The following is a 12,250-nucleotide window of genomic DNA, read 5'->3' as shown; positions in this document are numbered from 1 at the left end:
CGGTAGCCACGACGCAGGTCCCGCGCACGCGCAGGGCTGAGCCTGCCATGACCCAACCTATCCAGGAGCGAGTCCCATGAAGTATCGCGGTGTTGTGTACGACGTTGGTCTGAGGTTCACGAAGGAGGCGCTGTCGGTCGACCCCTTCTCACGCGGGCTTGTCGAGCACGACATACGCGCGATCGCTGACACCCTGCACGCCAACGCGGTTCGGATCGAAGGGGAGGACATCGACCGGCTGGTCACCGCGACTCAGGTCGCGCACGCCTGCGGCCTCACCGTCTTCTTCAACCCGTGGAAGATGAACGCAGACGCCGACGAGACGCGCGTCTACCTGGCAGAGGCCGCCAAGGCGGCCGAGCAGCTCAGGAACGACGGCGTTGACATCGTCTTCGTGACCGGCTGCGAGTACACCATCTTCAGCGATGGGATCTACCCGGGCTCGACGTACATGGAGCGCGGAATGTGGCTCGGCGCCCAGATGCAGGGGGCGGCTTTCGGGGCGCCGGCCGCTCTGCCCGATCCTCTGCCGGAGAAGGCCAAGCTGCTCAACAAGGCCCTCAAGTCCTTCGCCGAGACCATCCGGGCTGACTTCCAAGGCCAGTTGACGTACTCCGCGGGAGCGTGGGAGGACGTCGACTGGGGACTGTTCGACCTCGTGGGGGTCGACTACTACCGTCGCGGCGAGACCGACCAGGAATACGTCACGGGCCTGGATCACTACCGGCATGGCAAGCCGCTCGCCGTCATGGAGGTCGGCTGCTGTGCCTACGAGGGGGCAGGAGCTCTTGGCGACGCGGGGTTCGCCGTACTGCAGGGCACGAACCCCGACGGCACCGGCATCTGGCGCGATGGAGTTGCTCCCACCCGCAGTGAGCGCGAGCAGGCCGACTACGTCGGGCGTCAGCTCGAACTCCTCAGCGGAGCAGGCGTCGACGCTGTCTTCATCTTCAACTTCTCCTTCCCCGCCATGCGCACAGGCGAGGGGCAGCGAGACCTCGACCGCGCCAACTTTGCCCTGGTCAAGACCTACCCGGAGGACGACCCGAGGTCCAAGGCCATGCCTCCTTGGGAGCCCAAGGAGGCGTTTCACCGGGTCGCCGATTTCTACCGTCGCGAGGCCGAAGCCGCCAAGCGGGCGGGCTGACCACACCACGGACACATGCGGCCGCAGGACTGCCACGCAGGGGAGGCAGTCGTGGAACAGCCGTGGCTGATCCACCGAACCGACGAACGGGAGCTGGACATGGATGGAGAGCTGGCGGGGCGGGTCGCGCTCGTCACCGGAGCCGCGGGAGGCATCGGCGAGGCGACCGCCCGCCGACTGGCCTCACTGGGCGCGCAGGTCGTCTGTGCCGACGTCCGTTTCGCCGAGGCCGCGGTGATTGCCTCGGAGATCGGCGACGCGGCCATCGCGATCAACCTGGATGTGACGGAGCGAGCGCAGTGGAATGGGGCCTTCGCCGCCGCGCGAAGCGCCTTCGGCCCCGTGAATATTCTGGTGAACAACGCCGGGGTGATGCCTTGTGGGTCGATCGCCGACACAACGGACGAGGACTTTGAGCGCGTCGTCGACGTCAACTTCCGCGGCCCATTCCTCGGCATGCGCACGGCAGGCCGCGAGATGCCCGAGACCGGGGGCGGCGTCATCGTCAATGTCGGCTCCGTCGTGGCGACAACACCAGTCGAGACGCTCGGCGTCTACGCGGCGACCAAGGGTGGTATCGCGGCAATGTCGAAGGTCGCGGCGATGGAGTTGGGCCCGAAGGGCGTACGCGTGTGCGTGGTACGCCCTGGCACCATCGCGACACCGATGAGCGGCCCGGACGCGCCGGAAGCCCCCTTCAACCGGGTCCTCGCCCTTGGCCGGATCGGTTATGCCTCCGACATCGCGGACGCCATCGCGTTCGCCGCCTCGGACCGCGCTTCCTACCTCACCGGCACAGAGATCACGGTCGACGGCGGCTGGACCGCCGGACGGTACGCCGCGGAAGTCGTGGGCGCGGGGGCTTCCCTCGGCGTCATGGCCTGAGCGGCCACAGATGGCTGCGGCAGCAGCAAGCTGTGGGCCGCGGGCCCACACCTGATCCGCTGCAAACCCAGCTTGAACTTCAACAGAGGACAGACACATGGCAGGAGAAAACGCAGGACCTGTCGCCCTGGTCATCGGCGGCGCGAGCGGGATCGGTGAGGCGACGGCCGATGAGCTGGCGCAGCAGGGGTGGCGCGTGGTCGTGGCCGACCGGGACACCGAGGGCGCCGAGCGCGTCGCCACCCGAAGAGGAAAGACGGGAACAACAGCCCATTCCGTCGGCGTGGATGTCACCAGCACTTCGTCGGTGGAAGCAGCGACGCGCGACGCGGCCGAGCGCTGGGATCGGCTCGACGCCGTGATCCCGTGCGCCGGCGTCATCGACCCGTCGCCGTCAGACACGCTTGCGGACGATGCGCTGCTTCGGATGCTCGACATCCACCTGGTCGGCACGATCCGCTGTGTGCGTGCGGCCTTCCCGTATCTGTGCGAGGCCGCCGAGCCGGCGATCGTCGCCATCTCTTCGGTGGCGGCACACATGGGTACGCCGCACCGTCTCTCCTACACCGCGGCCAAGGGCGGTATCGAGGCGATCGTACGGACCCTGGCGGTGGAGTGGGCTCCGTCCGGAATCCGGATCAACGCCGTCGCTCCTGGTTGGGTGAAGACACCCATGATCGCCACAGCGATCGATGCCGGTCGGCTTGACGTCAGCACGCTCGAAAAGCTCAGCCCGTTCGAGCGGTTGGCCGAGCCCGCCGAAGTCGCCAGGGCGATCGCCTTCCTGGCTTCACCTGCCGCCAGCTACGTAAGCGGTACCACGCTCCTCGTCGACGGAGCACTCACCGTGCGCGGGCCGTGGCCGCAGGGTGTCGTTCCACCTCCCGTCCGCAGACGCCACAGCTGAAATGAATGCCCACCACAGAGGAAGGCCAGATCATGAAGTACTACGGAGTCGTCTACGACGTCGGCTATCGGGTGTTGGGGGAGGACCCATCGTCCGTCGAGCCCTTCGTGCCGGACGTGGTCCGCAATGACATGCGGGTCATCGCGCACGACCTGCACGCGAACGCGGTGCGCGTCGAGGGGGAAGACCTCGACCGACTGATGCTCGCGAGCCGGGCGGCGATCGCTGAAGGACTCGCTGTCTTCTTCTCGCCGTGGAAGATGAACGTCGACCTCGCGGCCTCCAAGCAGTACGTCGCCGAGGCTGCGGCGCTGGCGGAGCAGCTCCGCCAGGACGGCGCGGACATCGTGTTCATCACCAACTGCGAGTACTCGATCTTCTGCGACGGCGTGTACCCCGGATCGGACATCTTCGAGCGCAGTGCGTGGGCGAAGGGCTACTTCGAGGGCGGCGCGCTGCCGCTGACACCGCAAGGACTGCACGACGATCTCAGCGAGCCGCACAGCCGGCTCAACGACGCTCTGCGCGAACTCGCGGCCACCGTACGGGAGTCGTTCCACGGACCGGTCACGTACTCCGCCGCGTCCTTCGAAGACGTCGACTGGACGATCTTCGACCTCACCGGCCCGAACTTCTACCGGGAGCGCCAGAGCGACGAAGAGTACCTCGCCGGGCTCGAATACTACCGCTCGTACGGAAACCCGGTGATCGTGCCGGAGTTCGGGAGCTGCACCTACGTTGGCGCGGCGGACCTGGGCGCCCGGGGCTGGCGGGTCGTGGAGGACGTACTCCCCGACGGCTCCGCCGTGTGGCAGAACGGCACCGTCCCCACGCGCAGCGAGCGTGAGCAGGCCGACTACATCGAGCGCCAGCTCACCTTTTACGAGGAACACGACGTCCACGCGGCATTCGTCTTCATCTTCTCCCAGATCAGCCGGCCCCGCGGAGAGGGACCGCGGGATCTCGACCTGGGTTCGTACGCACTCGTGCGGTTCTACCCGCCGGAGGACCCCCGAGCGCAGGACAACCAACCGTGGGAACGCAAGGAGTCCTTCCACCGAGTGGCCGAGATGTTCCAGAAACTGGGCGCCTCGAACGACTGAAGCCCGGCTCGGGTCCGCAGGGGGACCAGACCGAACCTGGTCCCCCTCGCCCCCCTCCAACATGGAGCCAAGCTATGACGCTGCAATCCGCGCGAGGCGAGAGCGCAATAACAGTTATCAATGGGGACGTCGGGCATCGCGTAGCGCTCGCAGAGATCATCGGCTGCTCACTTACGCTCCCCGCCCCAGTACGGCTTGGTGACGCCGTCTATGCCACTCGTGACTACGTAGCCCTGAGGCTCGTCGACGACACGGGCGCAGAAGGCTTCGCCTTCGGGTACACCCGGGGCACACCCCTCGCGGCCACGCTCAAGTCCATGCTCCGCCTGGTGGCCGGCACGAGGGTCGGTGACCGGCAGGGAACCCTCCAGCGGATCCTGTCGGCGAGCCCGGCCGTGCGGCCGTTGCTCGTCCGGGCGGCAAGCCTCGCCGACATCGCGCTGTGGGACCTTGCCGCGAAGCGCGCCGGTGCCCCGCTGGGCGACCTGCTCGGCGCCACCCGCGACCGGGTCCCGGTGATGCCCGTTGCCGGCTATTTCCGCGACGTACGTGGTGACGAGTCCGTCATCGAGGAGGTGACCGAACTGGAACGGTGTGGTCACCGGCAGATCAAACTCATGGTGGGCGACCTTGGTTCGCCGAAGTCGATCGCGTTCCTCAGCCGTGCCCGCGACGCGCTCAGGCCCGAGACACGGCTGGCAGTGGACGCGCATTACAGTCTCGCGACACTGCCCGAGGCCATCCGGACCGCCCGGCTGCTGGAGGACGTAGGCGTTGCTGTGCTCGAGGACCCCTTTGCGCCCATCGAATGGCGCAGACTTCGCGAGCTGCACCGCGGCACCGGGATCGAATTGGCTGCCGGCGAGGATGTCGTCGATCCGGTGCAGTACCTCGACCTCCTGGAGAGCGTCTCGGTGCTCCGGGTCGATCCGACGACATGCGGCGGGATCCGTGCGGCGCTCAGCGGGATCGAGGCGGCGAGCCTGCGCGGGGTCGACGTCATCCCCCATGTGTTCACCGCCGTCGCCACCCAGTTGGCCTGTGCCTACCCGATCGTCACCAGTGTCGAGCACATCTCGTCGGCGAGCGGCTCGGACCCCATCGACCGCTACTTCGACGGAGAGATCGAGATCGAAGCCGGCGAGGCGGTCGTGGACCGCAGGCCCGGTGTCGGCATCCACTTGGACTGGGAACGGCTCCGCCGCGATGCCGTATCCGTCGTCCGCATCGATGCGGCATGAGCCGCGACGGGAGTGCACGGTCATGACGGCAACATTCCGCCACTGCGGGCTCACCGTGAGCGACATCGGTCGGTCGCTCAAGTTCTGGCAGGACGCCCTCGGGCTCGAACTCGTGGCCCGGCAGTCACAGGACCGCGGCTATATCGAAGTCGTCACGCAGGAACCCGGCGCGCACGTACATCAGGCGCACCTGCGATTCCCCGGCAGCGACGACTTCATCGAGCTGCTGCAATACGTTTCCCCGTACGGCGAGCCCAAGAAGCTGCTGCCGCGTGATCCCGGCGGCGGGCACGTCGCGGTGACCTGCGACGACCTTCGGACGCTCCTCGCGCGACTTGAGGCGGCCGGCGGACGGCGATTCAGTGACCCCGTCGAACTCGACCGCGGAATCAACGCCGGCGCCCTCGTGGTGTATCTCCGCGACCCTGATGAACACATCGTGGAACTGGTCCAGCCCCCGCGCACGCCCGCTCAGTCTGGCTGATGGCGAGCAACGAGGCAGAGTCAACGCCGCCGCACGACGTGCATGGGAACCGGTCCGGCATCGCCAGCATCAAATGGTGAACGCTAGATTTAAGAGTATGACTGATCAAGGACCGCTCGACGAGCCCCGGAGCCAGACTCGTATTCAGTCCGTCAGCCGGGCGGTCGGGCTGTTGCTGGCCATCGCCGAGAGCCCCGACGGCGAGACGGCCAAGCACCTGGCCGACCGGGCCGGACTGTCGCCGGCTACGACCCATCACTTGCTCACTACGCTCTGGGCCGAAGGCATGCTCGTCAAAGACGAGTCCCGTGTATTCCGCCTCGGCCCGAAGGCCGCCGTCATCGCCGATGCCTACCAGCGAGCCGGCTGGGTGCCACCGGAGTACCGCAAGGCACTGCACTCGGTGGCGCGCAAGACCGGAGAAGCCGCGTACTTGGGCGTGTGGCGCAACGGCGGGGTTCAGGTGCTCGACAAGGTCGAGGGCGCGCATGCCGTGCGAGTCGTCGGGCTGGACGTCGGGTTCGACAAGGACGTGCATGCCCGTGCGAGCGGCAAGCTGCTCCTCGCGTTCGCGCCGCAGGAGGTTCGGGCCGCCGTGCTCGACAGGATCCGCCTTCGGCAGGTGACCGAGCACACGATCACGAGGAAGGCCGATCTGCTCGCCGAGTTCGAGGCCATCCGACAGGCGGGTCTCGCGTACGACCGCGAAGAGTTCCAGGAGGGCGTCACCTGCGTCAGCGTCCCGCTGAGGCGCGACGACGTGGTCGCCGCCTGCATCACCCTGTCCGCTCCCAGTCAGCGGTTCGACGCCACTGAGGATGTACTGGTCGCGGCGCTGCGGGAGGCGGCATCGGCTGTCTAGTGCTGTGGCCGGAAGGGTTTGCCGGGGGCTCGCGGCGTCCGGTGCGGTGCATCGCAAGGCGGAGGATCGCGCTCGTACTGGGCGTACTCGCGCGACTCCGATAACGCGGCGAGGTGCCGTGCCGGGCGTCGCGAGCCGGTGAACGTTTCCGGTCACAGCACCAGAGGACTCCTTGCGCCTCGATGGGGCCGCCCGGTCGTGATGCCCGGGCGGCCCTTTGCCGTTGGTGGTCCCGGACGTTGCCCGGCTGGCAGCGCAAGGCCGTCATGGGATCCTTCCCTGGCAACTTTCATTTCATGATTTGAAAACCTCTATCACTATCTTGTTTCTTCGGCTATGGTCTCAACACTGGTGCCGATCGTGCGACGAGAGCGGTGCAGACGGACGTTCATATGTGGGCACCCATGCTCCGAAGGCTCTGCGCCGCCGATGACCGGACATTGCGTCGAACCGCGGGCTCGACCGAGCCGTTCTACCGCGACCACATGGCGTCAACGACAAATCGCGAGACGTGTGCGCAGCTTCGCTACGCCGGCTCGCGTGGAGAGGAGCGCGTGAGGTATGCGCAGCATCATCAATCTCGACGGCGCCTGGACGGCGGCCGAAGGAAGCCTCGGAAAGGCCCCGGAGGCGTTCGACCACACCGTGCCGGTGCCGGGTCTGCTCGACATGGCCTCCCCCTCCTTCGCGGAGGTCGGGCTGCAGAGCAGCCTGCGCGAGGCCTTCTGGATGCGACGTGAGTTCGACCTCGACCGAGAGCCCGCGCCGCTGAACCTTCTACAGATCGGCAAGGCGCGCTACGGCACGAAGGTGATCCTCAACGGCGTGGAGATCGGCGAGCACCGCCCCAACCACACCGTGGGCGAGTTCGATCTCACCGGCGCGCTCCAGCGCGGTCGCAACGAACTACTCGTGCGGCTCGGACCGTGGCGCGACGAGGAGCCGACACCGGTGCCCGACGGACGTGACATAGAGGCGTACCTTGCTGTTCCCGGCATCTACGACTCGGTTGAACTGGTCCTCGCCGAGTATCCGTACATCGACGTGGTCAAGACCGCGCCGGACCTGGACGCCGGGTCGGTGCGGGTGCTCGCTCGGCTCCGCGCCGGAGACGAGCCGGCCGTGTTCACGCTGGCTGCCGTGGTTCGAGAGGCGGCCTCCGGCGACGAGCGCGGCAGCACGAACAGCGGTGAACTCTCGCTCGCGCCGCACGAGAGCCGCGAGGTGGAGTTGGAGGTGGCGCTGGAGTCGCCGCGGCTGTGGAGTCCCGAGGATCCGTTCCTGTATGTGCTGGACCTCAGTACCCCTGCCGATTCGTGCAGCGTCAGGTTCGGCATGCGGTCGTTCGTCTTCGACAGGGCATCCGGGTATGCGCTGCTCAACGGGCAGCGGTATCCCATGCGCGGATCGGCAGCCGCGATGTTCCGATTCTTCGAAGATCCAGACCGGGGCGGCAGGCCGTGGGATCCCACGTGGGTGCGTAGGCTGCATCGCCAGTTCAAGGCCATGCACTGGAACACCATCCGCTACGCCATCGGGTTCCCGCCCGACTTCTGGTACGACATCGCCGACGAGGAGGGCCTGCTCGTCATCGACGAGTTCCCGCTCTTCTACATCGACCTCTCCGACGACGCACCCGCCGTCGAAGCCGCTCGCGCCCTCGACCCGAGCGTGCGAGGCCACGGACTGCGCAGCATCACCGAAGGACAGCCGCGCACGACCGAACCGGCGAGGGTCCCATGGCCGGCGGTGCTGACCGCCGACGCGCTTGAGACCGAATTCTCCGAGTGGGTCGAGGGGCACTGCAATCACCCGTCGGTCGTGATGTGGGTCAGCAACTGCGAGGGGAGGTCCCCGGAGACCCGAATCCTCGTCGAGCGAATCCGCGAGCTTGACCCGCAGCATCGGCCCTGGGGCGACGGCTGGAGTGGCCCCCCTACCGACGCGGACCCCTACGTCGCGCACTGGTACCTGCAATGGAACGCCGCGATGCGCAAAGAGCCCGCCGGCATCGGAATGCTGTCGGGGATGCGCAAGACCGCGATCGGTTATCCACTCGGCGGCGCACCGCAGGAGCTGCTGCCGCATCTGCGCACGCCGAACAAGGACTTCGACGGCGTGCCGGTCAACACCGTCGGCAACGCCGTGCTGCTGGAGGAGTATGGCTGGCTGTGGCTCACCCGCGACGGCAAGCCCACGCGCCTCACCGAGCCGATCTATGAATCGCTGGACGGCTGGCCGGCCGCGACCGCCGACGAACGCCGCTACACGCGTGCGCGCCTCACGGCCGCGGAAACCGAGTTCTTCCGGTGCAACCGCACACTGGCAGGTCTGCTGCTGTTCTGTGCGCTGTCGAGTTCCCATGACCGGGTTTCGACCGCCGATGCCTTCACCGATGTCGAATCCCTGGACTACGAGCCTCACTTCCTCCGGTACGTACGCGACGCGTTCGCGCCGGTTGCCCTCATGGTCGATGTGTGGGATCGCCGACTCCGCGGCGGCATCCTCCACGAGATCCCGGTGGCCGCCATCAACGACCTGCCCGACGACTGGAACGGGGACCTGGTCGTACGCGTCCGGGACGCTGATTCGGGCGAGTTGGTCAGCGAGCAACGGCGCACCATCCGCATCCCGGCGTTGGGCCAGGAACGGCAGCACTTCGGCCTGACGACGGTGATCCCCGACGGCGAGCACCAGATCGTCGCGGAACTCACCGACGGCGAGGGCTACTCGGTGCGCAGCGTGCGCGACGTCCGCGTCGCTTCGGACTGACGCCGCGGGCTGTTCGCTTGCCGAACGGGTAAAGGCTGCGAATCCCGACTCCGATGACTTGAACTAAATGAATAGAACGTTCATAGTATTGAAACCCGAACGGTCTGCGTGCGGTGTACACCGCGTCCGTGGGCAAGTGAAAGAAGGGGCGATCGTGATCAAGCCGCTTGAGCTGTATCGGCGTATGGCCTTCATTCGGAGGTTCGAGGAGAAGGTCCTCGAACTGGGGCGGGAAGGGCACGTTGCCGGGTCCATCCACCTCTGCCTGGGACAGGAGGCGATCCCGGTCGGCGCCGTGGCCGCGTTGAAGGAGGGCGACCGCGTGCTGTCGACCTACCGCGGACACGGCTGGGCGCTCGCGGCGGGGGCCGATCCCTTCGCGGTCATGGCCGAGATCGCCCAGCGGGCCGAGGGCACCAATGGCGGCCGTTCGGGCTCGCCACTGCTGAGCGCACCCGAGGTCGGCTTCCTGGGGGAGAACTCCATCATCGGTGCGGGCCTGCCCATCGCCGATGGTGTCGCGATGGCCTCACAGATCCGCGGCGACGGAAAGGTCGTCCTCACCTCGCTCGGCGATGGAGCCATGAACCAAGGGGCGACGACCGAGGCGATGGTGTTCGCGGCGGCGAAGAACCTCCCTGTGATCTTCGTCTGCGAGAACAACGGCTGGTCGGAGATGACCCCGATCACTACGACGACGCGCGGTGAGCACCTCGCGACCAGGGCCCAGGGGCTTGGCATCGAGGCTCACATCGTCGATGGCAACGACCCCGTCGCCGTATGCGAGGCCGTGGCGGAAGCCGCAGCCGTGTGCCGGGATGGTCGCGGTCCGGTATTCGTCGAGTTCAAGACGGCGCGGCTGTCCGGTCATTACAACAAGGATGTGCAGCACTACCGTCCCGCCCAGGACATCGAGGAGGCGGAGGCCGCCGACCCGCTGAAGCGGTTCCGCGAACTCGAGGGGCTCTCGGGCGCCGAGGTCGAGCAGGTCGAGGCGGAGGTGGCCGAGCAGATCTCCGAGCTCGCCGAGCGTACCCGGCAGGCGCCGGCGCCGACGGGCGAAGACGCTCTGGAGCATCTCTACGCACCCGACCTGCCGCGCCCCACTACGCGCGCTGCTGTCGAGCCCAAGGAAGTGACGTACTTCAGGGCGGTCAACGAGGCGTTGAAGGACGCCATGGCGCGCCGCTCCGAGGTGCTCCTGTACGGCGAGGACGTCGGTGTCGCCGGCGGGATCTTCGGGGTGACCCGCAAACTCCAGAAGGAGTTCGGTGAGGAGCGGGTCTTCGACACGCCGATCGCCGAGGCTGCCATCCTCGGTTCGGCGGTCGGTGCCGCGATGGAGGGCATGCGCCCCGTGGTCGAGATCATGTGGGCTGACTTCGTCTTCGTCGCGCTCGATCAGATCGTCAACCAGGCGTCCAACGTGCGGTACATCAACCGCGGCAAGGTATCGGCGCCGCTGGTTGTCCGGATGCAGCAGGGAGTCACGCCCGGTTCCTGCGCGCAGCACTCCCAGAGTGTTGAGGCGATCCTCGCGCATGTCCCCGGCATCAAGGTCGGCCTGCCCGCCACACCTCAGGACGCCTACTCGATGACGCTCGCGGCGATCGAGGATCCTGACCCGGTCGTACTCATCGAACACCGGTCGATGTACCAGGACTCCGGACTCGTGCGGTTCGAAGGACCGTCGGAGATCGCCGCCGGGGCCCGGTTCCACCGCGACGGACACGACGTTGCCATCATCACGTGGGGCTCGATGGTCGCGCCGGCTCTCCGCGCGGCCCAGCAGCTTCAGGCCGAGGGGGTGCAGGCGACGGTTCTGGACCTGCGCTGGGTGCGCCCGCTGGACGAGGCGGCGATCGCTCGCGCCGTCAGCCAGTCCGGTGGACGGGTCGTGGTCGCACACGAGGCGTTCCTTCACGGGGGGTTCGGGGCCGAAGTCACGGCGATGATCACCGAGAACCACTTCGATCAGCTGCGGCATCCAGTGGTACGCGTGGGGACGCCCGATGTGCGGATGCCCTCCGCTCCCGCCCTGCAGGAGCTTCTCCTGCCCAACGCGGAGTCGATTGCGGCGGCTGCTCGCAAGGCAGTGGGAAAGTGACCGGCCTCGTCGAGTTCCTCGTCAATGTCGAGATCGACACCGGCGATCTCGACACCGCCACGCTGGACGAGCTCCGCGCCGAGGAAGCCCGGCGTGCCCGCGAGCTGGCGGCCGACGGCAGCATCTATGCGCTCTGGCGGATCGAGGGACGATGGGCGAACGCGGGCATCTGGCGCGCTCCTGATGAGAATGCGCTGCTGCGCAAGCTCGACAGCCTTCCCTTGCGGCCGTACATGCGGATCGAGTGGGCCCGGCTCACCGAGCACCCGAGTGATCCCAGGCTCACACGCGAGGGCGATATGACGGTGAAGTCGGCGCGCGGTCGGATTCCGCTCGATCCGCTGCCGTCGCTGAACCTGCGGAGGCGTGGTGGCAGTGTGCGAAGAGGGCGCACTGAGCTGGCGGCACTCCCTGTGTTGCAGGTTCGCGCGCGGGGTGAGCGACGTACGGCGTTGCCGGCGGCTGCGAGTACTAGGGCGTGTTGCGAAAGTAGCGCCGTCCGCCCGGAGGGCGGGCCTGGCGGCGTCTGGTGCGTGCGATCGCAAGGCGGAGGGTCTCCCCAGTACTGGACGTACTGGGGTGATCCCGACAACGCCGCGAGCGTGCGTGACAGGCGTCGCCAGGCAGGCGGGACTTTCGCAACACGCCCTAGTCTTCTGAGTCTGGAATTCTGTTCAGATGTGTAGGGTTGTGGGGTGGCGCGTACTGGGCGGCCGAAGGCCGAGTTGATCCTGTCGGACGA

10 protein-coding genes are annotated in these 12,250 nt (G+C 67.3%); all 10 read left to right on the top strand.

The features are described 5' to 3' along the window. The first annotated feature begins 76 nt into the window (after positions 1-76). The 10 genes from ABTZ59_RS27755 to ABTZ59_RS27710 all read left to right on the top strand — a co-directional run bounded on the left by ABTZ59_RS27755 (position 77) and on the right by ABTZ59_RS27710 (position 12,194). The gene (locus ABTZ59_RS27755; protein ID WP_351418936.1) at positions 77-1,147 is read left to right on the top strand and encodes a glycoside hydrolase family 113 protein; all 1,071 of its coding nucleotides are present in this window, start codon (positions 77-79) and stop codon (positions 1,145-1,147) included. A gap of 51 nt (positions 1,148-1,198) precedes the next feature. Continuing rightward, entirely contained in the window at positions 1,199-2,032 is an 834-nt protein-coding gene (locus ABTZ59_RS27750; protein ID WP_351418934.1) for an SDR family NAD(P)-dependent oxidoreductase, read from the top strand. Positions 2,033-2,129: 97 nt separating this feature from the next. Then, positions 2,130-2,939 carry an SDR family NAD(P)-dependent oxidoreductase gene (locus tag ABTZ59_RS27745; RefSeq protein WP_351418932.1) on the top strand — a complete coding sequence of 270 codons (810 nt, stop codon included), beginning with the start codon at positions 2,130-2,132 and terminating at the stop codon, positions 2,937-2,939. 5 nt (positions 2,940-2,944) lie between these two features. Further along, positions 2,945-4,042, top strand: coding sequence for a glycoside hydrolase family 113 protein (locus ABTZ59_RS27740; protein WP_351418929.1), 1,098 nt, complete (start codon positions 2,945-2,947; stop codon positions 4,040-4,042). 74 nt (positions 4,043-4,116) lie between these two features. Beyond that, positions 4,117-5,283 (top strand): mandelate racemase/muconate lactonizing enzyme family protein, encoded by a 1,167-nt coding sequence (locus ABTZ59_RS27735; RefSeq protein WP_351418927.1) that lies wholly within the window; start codon positions 4,117-4,119, stop codon positions 5,281-5,283. A gap of 22 nt (positions 5,284-5,305) precedes the next feature. Next, entirely contained in the window at positions 5,306-5,767 is a 462-nt protein-coding gene (locus ABTZ59_RS27730; RefSeq protein ID WP_351418924.1) for a VOC family protein, read from the top strand. A gap of 97 nt (positions 5,768-5,864) precedes the next feature. Beyond that, positions 5,865-6,629: an IclR family transcriptional regulator gene (locus ABTZ59_RS27725; RefSeq protein ID WP_351418920.1), complete on the top strand. Its 765-nt coding sequence runs from the start codon at positions 5,865-5,867 to the stop codon at positions 6,627-6,629. A gap of 561 nt (positions 6,630-7,190) precedes the next feature. Beyond that, positions 7,191-9,401: a glycoside hydrolase family 2 TIM barrel-domain containing protein gene (locus tag ABTZ59_RS27720; protein ID WP_351418917.1), complete on the top strand. Its 2,211-nt coding sequence runs from the start codon at positions 7,191-7,193 to the stop codon at positions 9,399-9,401. A gap of 67 nt (positions 9,402-9,468) precedes the next feature. After that, on the top strand, positions 9,469-11,508 hold the full coding sequence (locus tag ABTZ59_RS27715; protein WP_351418914.1) for an alpha-ketoacid dehydrogenase subunit alpha/beta: 2,040 nt from the start codon (positions 9,469-9,471) through the stop codon (positions 11,506-11,508). After that, positions 11,505-12,194: a muconolactone Delta-isomerase family protein gene (locus ABTZ59_RS27710; protein WP_351418911.1), complete on the top strand. Its 690-nt coding sequence runs from the start codon at positions 11,505-11,507 to the stop codon at positions 12,192-12,194. Before ABTZ59_RS27715 ends, ABTZ59_RS27710 begins: the two co-directional genes overlap by 4 nt. The last annotated feature ends 56 nt before the right edge of the window (positions 12,195-12,250 follow it).

Source organism: Streptomyces sp. NPDC094034 (assembly GCF_040303865.1).
GTDB lineage: Bacteria > Actinomycetota > Actinomycetes > Streptomycetales > Streptomycetaceae > Streptomyces.
Note: the sequence above shows the minus strand (reverse complement) of the source record. Positions and strands in the feature narration are given on the sequence as shown.

Excerpts from the sequence above, each read along its gene's own strand:
- ABTZ59_RS27755 (WP_351418936.1), top strand. The coding sequence starts at position 77 with ATGAAGTATCGCGGTGTTGTGTACGACGTTGGTCTGAGGTTCACGAAG.
- ABTZ59_RS27745 (WP_351418932.1), top strand. The coding sequence starts at position 2,130 with ATGGCAGGAGAAAACGCAGGACCTGTCGCCCTGGTCATCGGCGGCGCG.
- ABTZ59_RS27740 (WP_351418929.1), top strand. The coding sequence starts at position 2,945 with ATGCCCACCACAGAGGAAGGCCAGATCATGAAGTACTACGGAGTCGTC.
- ABTZ59_RS27735 (WP_351418927.1), top strand. The coding sequence starts at position 4,117 with ATGACGCTGCAATCCGCGCGAGGCGAGAGCGCAATAACAGTTATCAAT.
- ABTZ59_RS27730 (WP_351418924.1), top strand. The coding sequence starts at position 5,306 with ATGACGGCAACATTCCGCCACTGCGGGCTCACCGTGAGCGACATCGGT.
- ABTZ59_RS27725 (WP_351418920.1), top strand. The coding sequence starts at position 5,865 with ATGACTGATCAAGGACCGCTCGACGAGCCCCGGAGCCAGACTCGTATT.
- ABTZ59_RS27720 (WP_351418917.1), top strand. The coding sequence starts at position 7,191 with ATGCGCAGCATCATCAATCTCGACGGCGCCTGGACGGCGGCCGAAGGA.
- ABTZ59_RS27715 (WP_351418914.1), top strand. The coding sequence starts at position 9,469 with ATGAATAGAACGTTCATAGTATTGAAACCCGAACGGTCTGCGTGCGGT.